The organism is Allopusillimonas soli (assembly GCF_004153445.1).
Classification (GTDB): domain Bacteria; phylum Pseudomonadota; class Gammaproteobacteria; order Burkholderiales; family Burkholderiaceae_B; genus Allopusillimonas; species Allopusillimonas soli.
The window spans coordinates 118,168-136,382 of record NZ_SDQC01000005.1; the positions used below are offsets into that span (position 1 = coordinate 118,168).

Consider the following 18,215-nt stretch of genomic DNA (forward strand, 5'->3'; position numbering starts at 1 on the left):
ATGAACACGCCTGACCTGCCCCACGCGCCCGTGCACGAGCTGCTGGCCTCTCTGGTGGGCATGCTTTCCTGCGGCGATCTGGACACACACGAAATCGGCCGGATCGCCGCCCTGTGCCAACACGCCAGGGACGACGCCGAGGCCGTCTTGCATCGCGAATACGGCCCCGAGGCCGCACGCCTGGCTGGCCAGCCCTCGCCCGCCATAACGGCTTTCATTATTTTTGTGGAGCTCGAAGATTATTTCGCCGTCGCCGATACGGTGGACGAGCTCTATGAGCAGATCGTGGCTGCTTTCGAGCGGCCCTTGCTGCCGCCCTATCCGTACGATGACAACGACTTCCAGACGGTCGACGATTTCTATCAATGGACCGAAGCCCAACTGCGGATGCATCATCCCCGCTACCGCCTTCTTGCTTTCGGCCAAAGCTACACGCACGATTTTCAGGTCATACTCGTGCTGCGCGAGCAGGTTGACGATATCCTGGCCCTGTGCGGTCAACTGGGGCTTTACGCGGAGTTATGCGCCTGAACTCGCAGCCCTGCGGCCACGCGTTTGCGCCGCGGGCGCTTCATCGCGCCCGCGAGCGATGCAAAAGCGAGTGGATCAAGCCTCGGCGGTTTGCGCGATGGCGTCGCGCACCAATGGCAACAGTGCCGTTTCGAACCGGCTGATCACCGCATCGCCCAGACGCACCGTCACCATGCCTTCGGCTTCAGTGGCAAGCGCATCCAATGGTTCGAGTTTGAGTGTGCTCATGGCCTTGCCCGCAGCCTTGGCATCATTGAAGGCGGCCGACAGCATCAGCTCCTGCCCATCTGCGCCAAGCAGGCGAAAACGAAACTGCCCCGCTTCATCCCTAAAGCTGACAAAACGCGCCTTCCTGGCTTTTGTTTTTTTCTTCGCCGTCGCGCCTGCGCCCGCCACGCCCGGACCCGCCACCGCGCGCAAGCCAACCGCCTCGCGCAACTGGTCCATGAATGGACGGGACAGCTTGCGGGCCTTGTCGGCGCCTGCCTGCAGAATATCTTCAATCCGGTCGGGGCGAGCCGTCAAGGCAATGTAGCGCTCGCGCATCGGCGCCAGTATATTCTCCAGATAATCATAAAGCTGGGTTTTGGCATCGCCCCAGCCCATGCCTTCCTCAAGCTGCCTGCGGAACTGCGCCGCCTCGTCGCGGGACGCAAAAGCCCGGTAAAGCATATAGAGATGCGACTGCTCGGCATCCTTGGGTTCGCCGGGTCCGCGCGAATCCGTAACGATGCGCATGATGGCCGCGCGCAGCGCCTTGGCGCCGCCCTCGAACAGCGGAATGGTATTGTCGTAGCTCTTGGACATCTTGCGCCCGTCGAGCCCCGGCAGCGTGGCCACGTCGTCATCCACCTGCACTTCAGGCAGCACAAATAAATCCCTGCCCCCGCCATATAGATTGTTGAAACGCTGCGCGATATCGCGCGTCATTTCCAGATGCTGGATCTGGTCGCGCCCCACGGGCACCTTGTTGGCGTTGAACATGAGAATATCGGCCGCCATGAGCACCGGATAGCTGAACAACCCCATCGTGACACCGTCGTCGGGATCGGTGCCACGCAATGCATTCTGGTCGACATTGGCCTTGTAGGCGTGTGCGCGATTCATCAGGCCCTTGGGTGTCACGCAGGTGAGCATCCAGCACAGTTCAGGGATCTCGGGGATATCGGATTGACGATAGAACGTGACATGCTCCGGATCAAGGCCGGCCGCCAGCCAGGTCGCCGCAATCTCGAGCCTGGAGCGGGCAATGCGCTGCGGATCATCGCATTTGATCAAGGCATGGTAGTCGGCCATGAAATAAAAGGCATCCACGCCCGGCTGCGTGCTGGCCTCGATGGAGGGGCGCATGGCACCCGCGTAATTGCCCAGATGTGGGGTGCCTGAAGGAGTGATGCCGGTAAGTACGCGTGTATTCATGGGTGAAATGACAAATACGGTTCGGGGGAAACAGGATACAGCATGGATTAGAGTACAACCGCCTCCCGGCGCGCCTCCTCCAGATATTCGCGCGACTGCATTTCCTGAAGACGCGACACCGTGCGTTGAAATTCGTTGGCCATCGGTCCTTTGACATACAGCTCATCGGCCGGACATTCGGCGGAAATCACCAGCTTGATCCTGTGGTCGTAGAACACATCGACCAGCCATGTAAACCGGCGCGCTTCGGAGGCATGGCGCTCGCCCATGCGGGGAACATCAGAAAGTATCACGGTCTGGAAACGGCTGGCGAGGTCGAGATAGTCGTTCTGGGACCGCGGCCCTGCGCACAAGGTGGCGAAGTCGAACCATACTATGCTGCCGCCCCTGGCCAGCGCCCGCAGCTCGCGATGCTCGACAGTCAGCACCGGGTCCAAGGGCGCCGTGTCCAGCAGACGTTCGAAAATGGCCCGCAGCTCCGCTCTGGTGTCATCCGTGATGGGCGTCAGATAAGCACGCACCTGCTCAAGCGCACGGCGGCGATAGTCCGTGCCGACATCGACATTGAGTACATCCATGCGCGCCTGGATCAGCTTGATGGCGGGCAGGATGCGGTCACGATGCAGGCCGTCGGGATACAGTGTGGAAGGCTCGTAGTTGGATGTCATGACAAAGGAAGTGCCATGGTCAAACAGGCCTTGCAGCAATTTATGAAGAATCATCGCGTCGGCCACGTCGGACACATGAAACTCATCGAAGCAGATGAGCCGGTAGCGTGACGCGATCCGTCGCGCCACCTCATCCAGCGGGTCCTGCTGCCCGCGCAGCGCCCGCAACTCCGCATGCACACCGCGCATGAACTCGTGAAAATGGACCCGCGTCTTACGCTTGACCGGAACGGTCAGGTAGAACGCGTCCATCAGGAAGCTCTTGCCCCGGCCCACGCCACCCCACATGTACACGCCGCGCGGCACATCGGGCCGCCGGAATATCTTCTTCAGGCGTGACGATCGCGCCTTCTTGAAATTGACCCAGGCATCGTAATAACGCTGCAACCGCGCCACGGCGGCCTCTTGTGCCGCATCGGGCTGATAGCCTCTGTCGAGCAGGGCTTTCTCGTAATATTGACGAACGTTCATCTGGTGTGTGAAAGACAAAGGGCGAGCCCGCCGCCCGCCCCTTGCGTAATCTGGCCGCGCGGTGCGCAATCAGAGGTTGAGGGTACGCTTGTCCACCGCCAATGCCGCTTCCTTCATGGCTTCGGACAACGTGGGATGGGCATGGCAGATACGGGCAATGTCCTCTGCTGCGCCACGGAATTCCATGATGGTCACGGCTTCGGAAATCAGCTCGGAAGCCATGGGTCCGATGATGTGCACCCCCAGCACCTCATCACTCTTCGCATCGGCCAGCACCTTCACGAAGCCTGTGGTGTCGCCCAACGCCCGGGCGCGCCCATTGGCCATGAAGGGGAAACTGCCTGCCTTATATGCGCGGCCTTCGGCCTTGAGCTGCTGCTCGTTCTTGCCAACCCAGGCAATCTCGGGCGAGGTATAGATGACAGACGGAATGGTGGCGAAATTGACGTGACCGTGCTGGCCGGCGATACGCTCGGCCACGGCAACGCCCTCTTCTTCTGCCTTGTGCGCAAGCATGGGGCCGCGCACGACATCACCCACCGCCCACACATTGGGCAGATTGGTCTTGCAGTCGTCATCGACCGCAATGAAGCCGCGCTCATCGCGTTTCAGGCCCACTGCATCGGCGCCCAGGCCATCAGCATTGGGCACCCGCCCAATGGACACGATCAGTCTGTCAACCACCAGTTTTTGCTCCGCACCGGCTGCGTCCGTGTACGGAACGGTAACGGACTTGGCGGTCGTCTTGACCTCGCCGATCTTAACGCCTGTATGTATGGCCAATCCCTGCTTCGTGAGCACTTTTTGCGCTTCTTTGGCGACCTGCTGGTCGGCCACGGCCAGAAAGTCGGGCATGGCCTCAAGCACGGTGACCTCGGCGCCCAGGCGCCGCCACACACTGCCCAGTTCCAGGCCGATTACGCCCGCGCCAATAACGCCCAGCTTCTTCGGCACGGCAGGAATGCGCAGCGCGCCATCGTTGGACAGGATCTTGTCTTCATCAAAAGAAAGGCCGGGCAGTTGGCGCGGTGAAGAGCCCGTGGCGACGATGACATGTCTGGCAAGCAGCGCTTCCTCGGCCTTGCCTGCCACCTTGATGGACCAGCCGTCGTCGGCCTTGCCCACAAACGAGCCGATGCCATGGAAGAAGGTCACTTTGTTCTTCTTGAAGAGATAAAGTATGCCCTCGTTATTTTGCTTGACCACCGTATTCTTGCGGCCCAAAAGCGTATCGAGCTTGAGACCCACACTCTTGACTTCGATGCCGTGCTCGGCGAAATGATGGTTGGCCTGCTCAAAATGCTCGGACGACTGCAGCAATGCCTTGGATGGAATGCAGCCCACATTGGTGCAGGTACCGCCGGGAGCCGGCTTGCCGTCCGCGGTGGCCCATGCATCGATGCAGGCCACAGAGAGGCCCAGTTGCGCGGCGCGAATGGCCGCGATATACCCGCCGGGGCCGGCGCCGATGACGACTACGTCAAATTGTTTTGCCATGTTTTTTCTCGGTGAATGAGCGCCTTGCGACGCTGCGTACGATGGTGCCGCGAACCTTGCGCCAGGCTGGCTGGCGAAGTGGCGCCTGTGCCGGCGCCGGCGGAACCGCAATGAAGCATGCCGGCAGGCCGCCCCGTTTCACGAGGCAGCCTGAAAAGGCACTGGTCTAGACATCAAGCAGCAGGCGTTGCGGATCTTCCAGCGCTTCCTTCATCGCCACCAGGGCAAGGACAGCCTCGCGGCCGTCAATAATGCGATGGTCGTAGGACAGGGCCAGATAATTCATGGGGCGAATCACAACCTGGCCATTTTCTGCTACAGGGCGATCCTTGGTGGCGTGTATACCCAGAATGGCCGATTGAGGCGGATTGATGATGGGCGTGGACAGCATGGAGCCGAATACACCACCATTCGAAATGGAGAATGTGCCGCCCGTGAGCTCTTCGAGCGTCAGCTTGCCGTCGCGTGCCCGATTGCCGAAATCAGCGATCTGTTTCTCGATTTCGGCAATGGAAAGCTGGTCGGCATTGCGCAGGATGGGTACAACCAGGCCGCGAGGACTGCCAACGGCAATGCCGATGTCGAAATAACCGTGATAGATGATGTCCTTGCCATCGACCGATGCGTTGACCACGGGATACTTTTTCAGCGCGGCAACGGCGGCCTTGACGAAGAAAGAGGTAAAGCCCAGCTTGACGCCATGCTCTTTCTCGAACTTGTCCTTGTACTGTTTGCGCAGGTCGAGGATGGCCTGCATGTTGACTTCGTTGAACGTGGTGAGAATCGCGTTCTCGGACTGCGACTGCAGCAGGCGCTCGGCGACGCGGGCGCGCAGTCGGCTCATGGGCACACGCTGCTCGGGGCGGCCGTCCAGCGACAGCGTGGGGGCCGCTGCGGGTGCGGCGGCCTGCTTAGCGGGTGCGCTGCCGGCCTCGAGTGCATCGCCCTTGGTGATGCGCCCGCCACGGCCGGAGCCTTCGACGGTTGCCGGGTCAACGCCCTTGTCCGCGAGAATCTTGCCGGCAGCCGGCGAAGTGATGGTCGAGGCGGCTGGCGCGGCGGCGGATTCCTGCTTGGCAGGCTGCTCTGCGGGCTCGGCGGCAGCGGCCTTGCCATCGGTATCGATGCGGGCCAGCACTTCGCCGGAGGTGACGGTGCTGCCATCACCCTTCACGATTTCCTTGAGTACGCCCGATGCAGGCGCAGGCACTTCCAGAACCACCTTGTCGGTTTCGACCTCGATCAGTATTTCATCGGCCTGCACCGCTTCGCCGGGCTGCTTCTTCCACTCAAGCAGCGTGGCTTCCGAGATCGATTCGGACAGCTGGGGTACGAGAACATCTGTAATAGCCATGATTAGTATTCCGTTGTATTGGTAGGTGGTTGTTCTTTACTTGGTCAGCATGAAGCCCTTGAACCGCGGGGCCAGTGCCTGCTCGAGCAGCGCACGCTGCTGTTCCTGGTGCTTGGCGAGATAGCCTACCGCTGGTGAGGCGGAGGCGGCGCGTCCCGCGTAGCCCAGCTTCTGGCCTTCGGCCATATTCTCGTACAGATGATGTTGCACATAGAACCAAGGTCCCTGGTTCTGCGGCTCGTCCTGTGTCCAGACAACCTCTCTGGCATTGGGATACTTCTGCATTTCAGCCTGGAACGACTTGTGGGCGAACGGATAGAGCTGCTCGACGCGCAGGATGGCAACATCCTTGCGACCCGCCTCCTCGCGCGCATGAACCAGATCGTAGTAGACCTTGCCCGAGCAGACGACCAGGCGCTTGACCGCAGCCGCGTCGATATTGGCGTCCTGTTCGCCGATGACCGGCAGGAACTGGCCGGTGGCCAGATCTTCCAGGGGCGATGTGGCTGCCTTGTTGCGCAGCAGCGACTTGGGCGTGAAGATGACCAACGGCTTGCGGAAAGGCCGAATCATCTGGCGGCGCAGAACATGGAAAATCTGGGCGCCGTTCGTTGGCTGCACGACCTGCATATTGTTGTCGGCACAAAGCTGCAGAAAGCGTTCGACACGCGCCGAGGAGTGCTCAGGGCCCTGTCCTTCGTAGCCGTGCGGCAGCATGAGGGTCAGGCCGCATTGGCGCCCCCACTTGGCTTCGCCGGATGAAATGAACTGATCGATTACCACCTGCGCGCCATTGACGAAATCGCCGAACTGCGCCTCCCAGATGGTCAGCGTGTTGGGTTCCGCGGTGGCGTAGCCATATTCGAACCCCAGAACTGCCTCCTCGGACAGAACCGAGTCAATGACGGTAAATGGCGCCTGGTTGTCCGATACGTTCTGGAGAGGGATGTAAGTGCCATCGTTCCAGCGCTCGCGCTTCTGGTCGTGCAACACCGCATGGCGGTGCGTGAACGTGCCGCGCCCGGAATCCTGGCCGGTGATGCGAATGGCATAGCCGCTCGCCACCAAGGTGGCGAAAGCCAGATGCTCGCCCATGCCCCAGTCGACATTCTGCTCGCCATGCGCCATCTTGCGCCGGTCGGTCAGCAGCTTGTTGACCAGTGTATGGACCGTGAAATTCTCGGGGAGCGTCGTGATGCGTTCACCGATGCGCGTGAGCTCCGAAAGCGGCACGGCGGTGTCGGCCTGATCTGTCCATTTGGCGCCCAGGAAGGGCGACCAGTCGGTGGAGTACTTGTTCTTGTAGTCGGTAAGCACCGGCTCTATGGTGCGTTGTCCGTCCTCCATGAGCTGGCGGTAGTCCTTGACCATCTGGTCGGGCTCGTTTTCAGCCAGGATGCCCTGCGCCACCAGCTTGTCGGCGTAGACCTTGCGCGTGCCGGGGTGCTTGCCGATGCTCTTGTACATGAGGGGCTGGGTAAGCGATGGTGTGTCCTGCTCGTTGTGGCCCAGCTTGCGGAAGCAGACGATATCAACGACAACGTCGTGCTGAAATTTCATGCGGTAGTCGAGCGCCAACTGCGTGACATACACGACCGCTTCGGGGTCATCGCCATTGACATGGAACACTGGCGCCTCGATCATTTTCACGACGTCGGTGCAATACAGTGTCGACCGGGTGTCGCGCGGGTCAGACGTCGTGAAGCCGATCTGGTTGTTGATGACGATGTGCAGGGTGCCGCCTGTACCGTAGCCGCGCGTCTGCGCCAAGTTCAGCGTTTCCATAACCACGCCCTGCCCCGCGAAGGCTGCATCGCCATGCACCAGCACGGGAAGCACTTGCAAGCCGTCTTCATCGTTGCGCCGGTCCTGGCGGGCGCGCACGCTACCCTCGACCACAGGATTGACGATCTCGAGGTGCGATGGGTTGAATGCCAGAGAAAGGTGAACGGGACCGCCACGCGTGGACAGATCGCTGGAAAACCCGTTGTGATACTTGACATCGCCATCGGTAAGCCCCTCGGCGTGCTTGCCCTCGAATTCGGCAAACAGGTCGCCGGGCATCTTGCCCATGATATTGACCAGCATGTTGAGCCGGCCGCGGTGGGCCATGCCAACCACGATTTCCTGGATGCCGTTTTCGCCGGCTTGATGCACCACCTCGTCCATGGAGGCAATGAAGCTTTCTCCGCCCTCAAGGGAAAAGCGCTTCTGGCCCACATACTTGGTATGCAGGAAGCGCTCCAGGCCTTCGGCTTCGGTGATCTGCTGCAGGATGTGGCGCTTGCGGTCGGCTTCGTAGCTGGGAACGCCCAACGTGGATTCGAGGCGTTCCTGGATCCAGCGCTTGGCGGCAGGATTGGAAATGTGCATGAACTCGGCGCCGATGGTCCGGCAATAGGTGTCACGCAAGGCCTTGAGCATGTCACGCATGGTCATGGTGTCGGCCTTGGTGAAATACGTGTTCGTGGCCGAGTACACCTGATCCAGATCAGCTTCGGTCAGGCCGTAGAACGCGGGGTCGAGCTCGGGAATATCGGGGCGCTCGCGGCGCTTGAGCGGGTCGAGATCGGCAAAACGCACCCCCAGGGAGCGATACGCTGCGATAATGGACTGCACATAGACTTGCTTGCCCGCCACGGCCAGATCGGGCTGGGCCGCGTGCGAGACAAAGGCATTGGCCTTGGCGCGCTGCGCAAACGACGCCACGACGGGCGCATGGGCCTGATCGCGGGTACTTTCACTGCCATCGGCGGCAGGCAGATGCTGAAGCTGGTCAAAGTAGATTCGCCACTGATCGGAAACCGAACCGGGATTATCCAGATAGGACTCGTAGAGTTCCTCGACGTAGGAGGCATTGCTGCCGAAAAGATATGAATTGGATGAAAGTTCTTTTTCCGATGACATTTTATTTACGCTTCACCTGTCCGAGCGTCTCGCTCGTTATGATGCAGGACAACCTTCCGCGACACGGCTTGACCGGTTAGCGGATAGCGGGGGGCAGAAGGCAACGGTACGACGCCTTGAATAGCCGTAGTCACGGTAGTATACCCCTGATGTCATATGGGGATAACCCCAGGCCGGGAAAAGCCGGGGAAATCGGGAAAAGCGTTGGCTTTAACAAACACATCTCCCGGTGGCCGCCGTTTTTTTCCACCCGGGCCTTACACAAGGCAGTAAGGTTCTTTTTTTCGCGATAAGCAGGAGTTTTTGTATGGATGCCAATGCAGATATGGCCAAACTGGCCCTGGATTACCACGCCCAACCCGTGCCGGGCAAGATATCGGTAATGCCGACCAAGCCCCTGGCCAACCAGGACGACCTCTCCCTGGCCTATTCGCCGGGCGTGGCGGTTGCCTGCACCACCATCCATGCACAGGGTGAGGACGCGGCCTCCATGTATACCTCGCGCTCCAACCTGGTCGGCGTGGTCACCAATGGCACCGCCGTGCTTGGCCTGGGCAATATCGGCCCGCTGGCCGCCAAGCCGGTCATGGAAGGCAAGGGCTGTCTGTTCAAGAAGTTCGCAGGTATCGACGTGTTCGATATCGAACTGGCCGAAACCAATCCGGACAAGCTGGTCGATATCATTGCCGCGCTTGAGCCCACACTGGGTGGCATAAATCTTGAGGACATCAAGGCGCCCGAATGCTTTTATATCGAGAAAAAACTGCGCGAGCGCATGAAGATCCCGGTTTTTCACGACGACCAGCACGGCACTGCGATTATTTCGGCCGCTGCAATCCTCAATGGCCTGAAAGTGGTCGGCAAGGATATTTCCCAGGTCAAACTCGTATGCTCCGGCGCGGGCGCCGCGGCAATTGCATGCCTGGACCTGCTCGAGAAACTCGGCGTGGCGCATGGCAATATTTATGTCGTCGACTCCCGAGGGGTGATCTTCAACGGCCGCGACGAAAACATGGAGGCGAACAAGGCCCGCTATGCGCAGCAGACCGAGGCGCGCACGCTGGCCGACGTCTGCAGGGACGCCGATGTATTCCTGGGATGCTCTGCACCCGGTGTGCTCACCGGCGACATGGTCAAGACCATGGCCGATCGACCGCTCATTCTCGCGCTGGCCAACCCCGAGCCGGAAATCCGTCCCGAGGTCGCAAAGGCCGCGCGGCCTGACTGCGTAATGGCCACGGGACGGTCCGACTATCCCAATCAGGTCAACAATGTGCTGTGCTTCCCCTTCATCTTTCGGGGCGCACTCGATGTTGGCGCCACCGTCATCAACGAGGAAATGAAGCTCGCGTGCGTCAAGGCCATTGCCGAACTGGCCGAAGCCGAACAGAACGACGAGGTTGCCACGGCCTATGCGGGCCAGGAACTGGCCTTCGGCCCCGACTACATTATTCCCAAGCCCTTCGACTCGCGCCTTATCGTCAAGATCGCACCCGCTGTGGCCGAAGCTGCCGCCGCTTCGGGCGTGGCGCGACGCCCTATCGAAGACATGGAGGCGTACCGGCAGAAGCTCATGAGCCTGGTCTACCATACCGGACAGCTCATGCGCCCTCTCTTCATGCAGGCCAAGAAGGCCCCTAAGCGCGTCATCTACGCCGATGGCGAAGACGAGCGGGTTCTGCGCGCGGCGCAGACCATTGTGGACGAGAACATCGGCCATCCCATCCTGGTGGGCAGACCGTCGGTCATCGACATGCGCATACGCAAGTTCGGCCTGCGCCTGGAAACGGGGCGCGACATCGAGATTGTCGATCCAGAAGACGATTCCCGCTTCAACGAAACCTGGAGCGCCTACTACAAGCTCAAGGGACGCGACGGCGTCACCCCCGAAATCGCCAAGGCCATGGTACGCAAGCACAATTCGCTCATCGGCGTCATGCTGCTACAGCGCGGCGATGCCGATGCCATGATCTGCGGCGTGAGCAGCCGCTTCGACAACCAGCTCAAATATGTCGAGGAGGTCATCGGCTTGAAGCCCGGCGTCACGACCTTCGCGGCCATGAATGTGCTGATGCTGCCCACCCAGACGCTGTTCATCTGCGACACCCATGTCAACGAGAACCCGAGCGCGGAGCAGATTGCCGATATGACCATACAGGCCGCCCAGGAGATGCAACGGTTCGGCGTCGTGCCCAAGATCGCCCTGCTTTCGCATTCCAATTTCGGCAGCCGCCGCACGGCTTCGTCGCGCAAGATGGCCCAGGCGCGCGAGCTGTTGGCGCAGCAGGCGCCCGAACTCGAGGTGGACGGCGAAATGCACGCCGACTCGGCACTGTCGGAAGCCATACGGCTGAAGTCATTCCCCGACTCAACACTGAAGGGCCCTGCCAACCTTCTGATCACCCCGAATCTCGACACAGGCAACATCACCTACAACATGCTCAAAATGACGGGCAGCAACGGCGTTGCCATGGGACCCGTGCTGCTGGGTGCGGCTCGACCGGTGCATATCCTCACCACAAGCTCCACCGTGCGTCGCATCGTCAACATGACGGCGCTGGCCGTTGTCGACGCCCAGCAAGAGGCCGGACAAGTGTCGCTGTAGCCTCCGGCAGCCGCTCTTAATCTTCCTGGAACGCCGCCCTCGTCAAAACAAAATTCCGATTTGGGACAACTGAACCGAGAATGACGAGGCGGCAAGCCAACTGCAGCGCCGATCTGGCGCAGCAGTCCGGCCCGCGACGTTCATTCCGACCTGGCCGGCGCCGCCGGCGCATATGCGGTCGACAACAGGGAGATACAACATGAAGCTGACCCGATTTGCGCCCGCGCTGGCGGCCCTGGCACTTGCGCTGCCCATGGCCGTCCAGGCGGCCTGGCCCGAGCACCCCATCAAGATCATTGTCCCTGCGGCCCCTGGCGGCACGACCGATATGTCGGCCCGCCTGATCAGCGAGACCATGGCCAAGGAACTGGGCACCACCGTTGTCGTCGAGAACAAGGCGGGTGCTGCGGGCATCATCGGATCCCAGGCGCTGGGCAAATCCAGGCCGGACGGCTATACATTGATCATGGGCAATATAGGCCCCAATGCAATCAACTACAGCATGTATAAGGAGCTGCCGTATACGCCTGACGACTTCAAGGCCATCACGCTGGTCATTTCCGTACCGAATGTGCTGGTGGTCAATGCCGACACGCCGGTCAAAAATGTACAGGAACTCGTGGCCCTGGTGAAGTCGAACCCCGACAAGGCCACTTTCGGCAGCTCCGGCACAGGACAATCGCCGCACCTGTCGGCCGAGATGTTCCGCCAGCGCGTGGGACTCGAGGCCACACACGTGCCCTACAAGGGCGCGGGGCCCGCTGTATCGGCCTTGCTGGCCAATCAGTTCACCTTCATGATAGACAATCTGCCCAGCTCACTGCCTTTCGTCAAGGAAGGCCGGCTGCGCGCGCTGGCCGTCACGGGCGACACGCGGTCGGATCAGTTGCCCGATGTCCCCACCATGGCTGAAGCCGGCGTAAAGGACATGGTTGTCACGGCGTGGTTCGGCCTGATGGCGCCCAAGGGCACGCCCGACGACGTGGTTCAGAAAATCTATCAAGCCGCCAAGGTGGCGCTGGCCTCGCCCGAGGTCCTGAGCCATTTCAAGACCATGGGTGGCAAGGCAGGCGGCAACACGCCCGCCGAGTTCGAGGCATTCATTGCCGCTGAACGAGCCAAGTGGAGCAAAACTGTCGAAGCCGCCGGGCTGGCCAAGAGCCGATAATGATCAACAAAATTCAGTCTTCGCTCTCGGAGGCGGTCAGCGCTATTCCGGATGGCGCCAGTGTGATGATAGGCGGCTTTGGCGATGCGGGCATTCCCTTCGAACTCATCGATGCTCTGCTCGAACGGGGAACACGCGACCTGACGGTCATCAGCAACAATGCTGGTGCGGGCGAAATCGGCATCGCCAAGCTGATCAAGGCGGACCGCGTAAGAAAAGTAATCTGCTCGCACCCTCGGCCGCCGAAATCGGAAGTGTTTGCCGCTGCCTATCGCGCCGGGCGCGTGGCGCTTGAATGCGTTCCGCAAGGTACGCTGGCCGAGCGCATGCGCGCGGCCGGGGCGGGGCTGGGACCTTTCTTCACGCCCACCGGCTACGGCACGCCTCTGGCCGAAGGCAAGGAACAGCGCGTCATAGACGGACGAGGCTACGTCCTGGAGCAGCCCCTGTCAGCCGACTTCGCGCTGATCCGCGCCCACGAGGGAGACCGCCTGGGAAACCTCACTTACCGACTGGCAGCGCGCAATTTCAATCCCGTCATGTGCATGGCTTCCAGGCATGCCATCGCGCAGGTCGACATTATTGTCGAGGCTGGCGCCATTGAGCCCGTACATGTGATGACGCAGGCCATCTTTGTGCAGGCCGTGGTGCTGGCAAGAGGAGCAACGACATGACCGACTCCCTGGTATTGAACCGCGAGCAGATCGCGCAACTGGTCGCGCAGGACATCGCCGAGGGAGCCAGCGTCAATCTGGGCATCGGCATGCCGACCCTGGTTTCCGACTATCTGCCCAAGGAGAAGGAGTTCTTGCTGCACAGCGAGAATGGTATTCTGGGCATGGGCCGCACGGCGCAAGGCGACGAAATCGACCCTGATCTCATCAATGCGAGCCGCGTACCAGTCACGCTGCAGACAGGCGCATCCATCACCGAGCATACTGTCTCATTTGCCATGATGCGCGGCGGGCACCTGGATTATTCGATTCTCGGTGGCTTCCAGGTTGCACCCAATGGAGACCTCGCCAACTGGATCACCGACGCGCCGGATGCCATACCGGCGATAGGCGGCGCCATGGACCTGGCGGTGGGCGCGCGGCGGGTGCTGGTCATGCTGACGCACAATACCAGGGATGGCGAACCTAAACTCGTCTCCTCGTGCAGTTATCCGCTGACGGGGGTTGGCGTGGTCACCACGGTGTATACGGACCTGGCCATCGTGGATATTGTCGGCGGGCGCTTCGTGACACGCGCGATGGTGCAAGGGATGCGTTTCGACACCTTGGCCGAGAGGACGGGTGCCCCCATCGCGCCGGCAGCTGACATGCGGACCATAGTGCTGGATGTCGAGGGACGACCTGGGCTGGCCTGACAGGTCAGCCGAAAGTGCACGGCAGGCGCGGCGGCAAGCCGCAAAAACAAGAAAGCCGGCATGCCTTGCAACAAGGCATGCCGGCTTTCTTGTTAGCGGGCGCCTCGCACCCGCGCAGCCTTGTCAGCGGCTCGGCACGTCGCGGACCTGCGGCCCGACGTACAGCTGACGCGGACGGCCGATCTTGTAGTCGGGGTCGGACAGCATTTCGTTCCATTGGGCAATCCAGCCAACAGTGCGCGCCAATGCGAAGATGGCCGTGAACAGCGAGGTGGGAATGCCAATGGCACGCTGCACAATGCCGGAATAGAAGTCGACGTTCGGATACAGCTTGCGCTGCACGAAGTAATCGTCTTCCAGGGCAATGCGCTCGAGCTCCATGGCCAGTTTGAACAAAGGATCGTTTTCCAGACCCAGCGATGCCAGCACTTCCTTGCAGGTTTCTTGCATGAGCTTGGCACGCGGATCGTAGTTTTTGTAGACACGATGGCCGAAGCCCATCAGGCGCACGCCTGAATTCTTGTCCTTGACCTTTTCCATGAACTCGCCGACCTTGGCCACGCCACCGTTGGCCTGCAGGTCTTCGAGCATCTGCAGGCAGGCTTCGTTGGCGCCACCGTGGGCGGGACCCCATAGGCAGGCCACGCCCGCCGCAATCGCTGCGAACGGATTGGTGCCCGACGAACCGCACAGGCGGACGGTGGATGTGGAAGCGTTCTGCTCGTGATCGGCATGCAGAATGAAGATGCGGTCGAGCGCGCGCTCCACCACTTCGTTGACCTTGTACTCCTCGCAAGGCGTGGCAAACATCATGCGCAGGAAATTGCCGGTATAGGACAGATCGTTTTGTGGATAGATGAAAGGCTGGCCTTGCGAATACTTGTAGGCCATGGCCACCAGCGTAGGCATCTTGGCTATGAGCCGGATGGCCGACACTTGGCGGTGATGCGGATTGGTGATGTCGGTGGAATCGTGATAGAACGCCGACAACGCGCCCACCAGGCCGGTCAGCACGGCCATGGGATGGGCGTCGCGGCGGAAGCCGCGCAGGAAGAAATGCAGTTGCTCATGCACCAGCGAATGGTGCGTGACGAGAGAATCGAACTCGGCCTTCTGTTCCTTGTTGGGCAGGTCGCCGTTCAGGATGAGATGGCAGATGTCGAGAAAGTCGCATTTCTGCGCAAGCTGGTCGATGGGGTAGCCGCGGTACAGCAGTTGACCCTTGTCGCCGTCGATGTAGGTGATGCCCGACTCGCACGAAGCCGTGGCCAGGAAGCCCGGATCGTAGGTGAACATGCCGCTTTGCCCATACAGCTTGCGGATGTCAATGACGTCCGGCCCAATGGTGCCCTGATAGACAGGAAACTCTATGGGCGCGCTGCCGTCCGAGAAGGACAGGGTGGCTTTCTTGTCTGACAATTGCATTATCAATCTTCCTTATAAATTACAACTCTTGCATCTGCCTGACCATGCGCCGCAAAGGAGGAATGTCATACTTCCCCTCAAGCTGGGCACGCTCCAGCAAGACGTCGAGCAATTCGTTGTCGCCCATGTCGAACAGCAGGGACAAGGCGGAAACATCTTCGTCAGTCAGGTCCGATTCGTACCGATCGAGAAATCGGGTAATGATCAGATCGTTTTCCAGCAAGCCTCTTCGGGCCCGCCAGCGCAACCGCGCGCGTTCGGATTCGGACAGCTTTTTCATCAACCGTATAGCCTAGATGGTGCGACGGACCAGAAGTTCCTTGATCTTGCCTATTGCCGCCGAGGGGTTGAGTCCCTTGGGACAGACATCTGCGCAGTTCATGATGGTATGGCAGCGGAACAGACGGTATGGATCTTCCAGATTGTCCAGACGCGCGCCGGTCGCCTCGTCACGGCTGTCGACAATGAAGCGGTAGGCCTGCAGCAGGCCGGCGGGGCCGACGAATTTATCGGGATTCCACCAGAACGATGGGCATGCGGTGGAGCAGCAGGCGCACAGAATACATTCGTACAGCCCATTGAGCTCTTCGCGCGCCTCCGGACTTTGCAGCCGCTCTCTTTCGGGCGGCGGCTGGTCGTTGATGAGGTAGGGCTTGATGGAATGATACTGGTTGAAGAAGTGCGTCATGTCGACGATGAGATCACGCACCACAGGCAGGCCGGGCAGCGGCTTCAGGACGATGGGTTCCTTGAGCTCGCGCAGATTGGTAATGCAGGCCAGACCATTCTTGCCATTGATATTCATGGCATCGGAGCCGCAGACCCCCTCGCGGCACGACCGGCGCAGCGCAAGGCTATCATCGACATTGTGCTTGATGCGAACAAGCGCGTCGAGCAGCATCTTGTCGGTGGGCAGCAGCTCGACCTCGAGTTTCTGCATGTAAGGGCGCTCGTCCTTGTCGGGATCGTAGCGGTAGATTTCGAATTTGACGATACGTTTTTCGCTCATTTCTATATCCTGCTTAGAAGGTCCGGGCCTTGGGCGGGAAGCTGTCTACGGTGAGCGGCTTCATCTGCACGGGCTTGTATTCCAGGCGGCGGTCTTCGGAGAACCACAGCGTGTGGCGCAGCCAATTTTCGTCGTCGCGTTCCGGGTAGTCGGCAAGCGCATGGGCGCCGCGGCTCTCGAAGCGGTTGGCCGCGGATTTGGTCGTGGCCAGGGCTACCTCTTTCATGTTTGCCAGTTCCAGGGCTTCGATGCGTGCCGTATTCCAGACCTTGGACTTGTCCTTGAAATAGACGTTGTCGCAACGGTCGGCGATCTGCTCGATCTGGGTGACGCCCTCGTTCAGCAGATCGAGGGTGCGGAATACACCGCAATGCCCCTGCATGCTGTTGCGCATGGCATTGTGCACTTCATAGACGTTTTCACCCGAGCTGCGGGTTTCGAGTTCGTCAACGCGCGCTATCGACTTGTCTATGCTGGATTGCGGAATGGGCTGGTGCGAATGCTGGCGCTCGGGATGCGAGGCCACGATATGGTTGCCCGCCGAACGGCCGAAAACAATGAGGTCGAGCAGCGAATTGGTGCCCAGGCGGTTCGCGCCGTGCACGGAGGTAGCCGCGCACTCCCCGACGGCATAAAGGCCCTGCACAGGCGTGCTTTCGCCATTGACCCAGCTCATGACCTGACCATGAATGTTGGTGGGCAGCCCGCCCATCTGGTAATGAATGGTGGGAATGACAGGAATGGGATCCTTGATGGGATCGACATTGGCAAACTTGATGGCGATCTCGCGGATGGACGGAAGTCGCTTCATGATGGTTTCGGCGCCGATGTGGTCCAGCTTGAGCAGGATGTGATCGGCGTCGGGACCACAGCCCCTGCCTTCCTTGATTTCCTGATCCATGGACCGGGAAACGAAATCGCGCGGCGCCAGATCCTTCAGCGTGGGCGCATAGCGCTCCATGAAGCGTTCACCGTCCTTGTTGAGCAGAATACCGCCTTCGCCACGCACACCTTCGGTGATGAGCACGCCCGCACCCGCCACACCGGTGGGATGGAATTGCCAGAACTCCATGTCTTCGAGCGGGATACCCGACCGCGCCGCCATGCCCAGGCCGTCACCGGTATTGATGAAGGCGTTGGTCGAAGCGGCCCAGATGCGGCCGGCACCACCCGTGGCCAGCACAGTCTGCTTGGCCTCCAGCACGTAGATGTCGCCAGTTTCCATTTCCAGGGCGGTAACGCCTAGCACATCGCCCGCCTCGTTGCGAAGCAGGTCGAGCGCCATCCATTCGACAAAAAACTGGGTACGTGCGGCGACATTGCGCTGATACAGCGTGTGCAGCATGGCATGGCCCGTGCGGTCGGCGGCGGCACAGGCACGCTGGACGGGCTTTTCGCCATAGTTGGCTGTATGGCCGCCGAACGGACGCTGGTAAATGGTGCCGTCGGCGTTGCGGTCGAAAGGCATGCCGAAATGCTCGAGCTCGTACACGGCATTGGGCGCTTCGCGGCACATGAACTCGATGGCATCCTGGTCGCCGAGCCAGTCGGAGCCCTTGACGGTGTCATACATGTGCCAGAGCCAGTGGTCTTCGCTCATGTTGCCAAGCGAGGCGCTGACGCCACCTTGCGCAGCCACCGTATGCGACCGTGTGGGAAAGACCTTGGACAGCACGGCCACGGAAAGGCCAGCCTGGGCAAGTTGAAGGGAGCAACGCATGCCGGATCCGCCGGCACCCACCACCACTACATCAAACTGGCGGCGTGGTAAGGAAGTATTGACAGCAGCCAC

14 protein-coding genes are annotated in these 18,215 nt (G+C 60.5%); 5 read left to right on the top strand and 9 right to left on the bottom strand.

Going from position 1 to position 18,215, the window contains the following annotated elements:
• Positions 1-531, top strand: coding sequence for a hypothetical protein (locus tag ERD78_RS15495; RefSeq protein WP_129970240.1), 531 nt, complete (start codon positions 1-3; stop codon positions 529-531).
• 75 nt (positions 532-606) lie between these two features.
• On the opposite strand, the gene ERD78_RS15500 is transcribed toward ERD78_RS15495, so the two are convergent.
• The 5 genes from ERD78_RS15500 to ERD78_RS15520 all read right to left on the bottom strand — a co-directional run bounded on the left by ERD78_RS15500 (position 607) and on the right by ERD78_RS15520 (position 8,847).
• Positions 607-1,950 carry a tryptophan--tRNA ligase gene (locus ERD78_RS15500; RefSeq protein ID WP_129970241.1) on the bottom strand — a complete coding sequence of 448 codons (1,344 nt, stop codon included), beginning with the start codon at positions 1,948-1,950 and terminating at the stop codon, positions 607-609.
• Between the two features lie 47 nt (positions 1,951-1,997).
• Positions 1,998-3,089, bottom strand: coding sequence for a cell division protein ZapE (gene zapE / locus ERD78_RS15505; protein ID WP_129970242.1), 1,092 nt, complete (start codon positions 3,087-3,089; stop codon positions 1,998-2,000).
• A 69-nt stretch (positions 3,090-3,158) separates the two neighbouring features.
• The gene (lpdA, locus tag ERD78_RS15510) at positions 3,159-4,586 is read right to left on the bottom strand and encodes a dihydrolipoyl dehydrogenase (RefSeq protein WP_129970243.1); all 1,428 of its coding nucleotides are present in this window, start codon (positions 4,584-4,586) and stop codon (positions 3,159-3,161) included.
• A 166-nt stretch (positions 4,587-4,752) separates the two neighbouring features.
• Complete coding sequence (gene odhB, locus ERD78_RS15515) at positions 4,753-5,940, bottom strand: 2-oxoglutarate dehydrogenase complex dihydrolipoyllysine-residue succinyltransferase (protein ID WP_129970244.1); 1,188 nt, start codon at positions 5,938-5,940, stop codon at positions 4,753-4,755.
• A 36-nt stretch (positions 5,941-5,976) separates the two neighbouring features.
• Positions 5,977-8,847 carry a 2-oxoglutarate dehydrogenase E1 component gene (locus ERD78_RS15520; RefSeq protein ID WP_129970245.1) on the bottom strand — a complete coding sequence of 957 codons (2,871 nt, stop codon included), beginning with the start codon at positions 8,845-8,847 and terminating at the stop codon, positions 5,977-5,979.
• Between the two features lie 307 nt (positions 8,848-9,154).
• On the opposite strand from ERD78_RS15520, the gene ERD78_RS15525 reads away from it, so the two are divergent.
• The 4 genes from ERD78_RS15525 to ERD78_RS15540 all read left to right on the top strand — a co-directional run bounded on the left by ERD78_RS15525 (position 9,155) and on the right by ERD78_RS15540 (position 13,989).
• A complete protein-coding gene (locus ERD78_RS15525; RefSeq protein WP_129970246.1) occupies positions 9,155-11,452 on the top strand; it encodes an NADP-dependent malic enzyme in 2,298 nt (765 codons plus the stop codon).
• Between the two features lie 199 nt (positions 11,453-11,651).
• A complete protein-coding gene (locus tag ERD78_RS15530; RefSeq protein ID WP_129970247.1) occupies positions 11,652-12,620 on the top strand; it encodes a Bug family tripartite tricarboxylate transporter substrate binding protein in 969 nt (322 codons plus the stop codon).
• Positions 12,620-13,294 (top strand): 3-oxoacid CoA-transferase subunit A, encoded by a 675-nt coding sequence (locus ERD78_RS15535; protein ID WP_129970248.1) that lies wholly within the window; start codon positions 12,620-12,622, stop codon positions 13,292-13,294. Before ERD78_RS15530 ends, ERD78_RS15535 begins: the two co-directional genes overlap by 1 nt.
• Complete coding sequence (locus ERD78_RS15540; RefSeq protein ID WP_129970249.1) at positions 13,291-13,989, top strand: 3-oxoacid CoA-transferase subunit B; 699 nt, start codon at positions 13,291-13,293, stop codon at positions 13,987-13,989. The genes ERD78_RS15535 and ERD78_RS15540 overlap by 4 nt, the downstream gene beginning before the upstream one ends.
• A gap of 123 nt (positions 13,990-14,112) precedes the next feature.
• On the opposite strand, the gene ERD78_RS15545 is transcribed toward ERD78_RS15540, so the two are convergent.
• The 4 genes from ERD78_RS15545 to sdhA are packed head-to-tail and all read right to left on the bottom strand — an operon-like array spanning position 14,113 to position 18,215.
• Complete coding sequence (locus tag ERD78_RS15545; protein WP_129970250.1) at positions 14,113-15,414, bottom strand: citrate synthase; 1,302 nt, start codon at positions 15,412-15,414, stop codon at positions 14,113-14,115.
• Positions 15,415-15,433: 19 nt separating this feature from the next.
• On the bottom strand, positions 15,434-15,694 hold the full coding sequence (locus ERD78_RS15550) for an FAD assembly factor SdhE (RefSeq protein WP_129970251.1): 261 nt from the start codon (positions 15,692-15,694) through the stop codon (positions 15,434-15,436).
• 12 nt (positions 15,695-15,706) lie between these two features.
• Positions 15,707-16,423, bottom strand: a complete 717-nt coding sequence (locus tag ERD78_RS15555) for a succinate dehydrogenase iron-sulfur subunit (protein WP_129970252.1) — start codon at positions 16,421-16,423, stop codon at positions 15,707-15,709.
• A 13-nt stretch (positions 16,424-16,436) separates the two neighbouring features.
• On the bottom strand, positions 16,437-18,215 hold the full coding sequence (gene sdhA, locus ERD78_RS15560; RefSeq protein ID WP_129970253.1) for a succinate dehydrogenase flavoprotein subunit: 1,779 nt from the start codon (positions 18,213-18,215) through the stop codon (positions 16,437-16,439).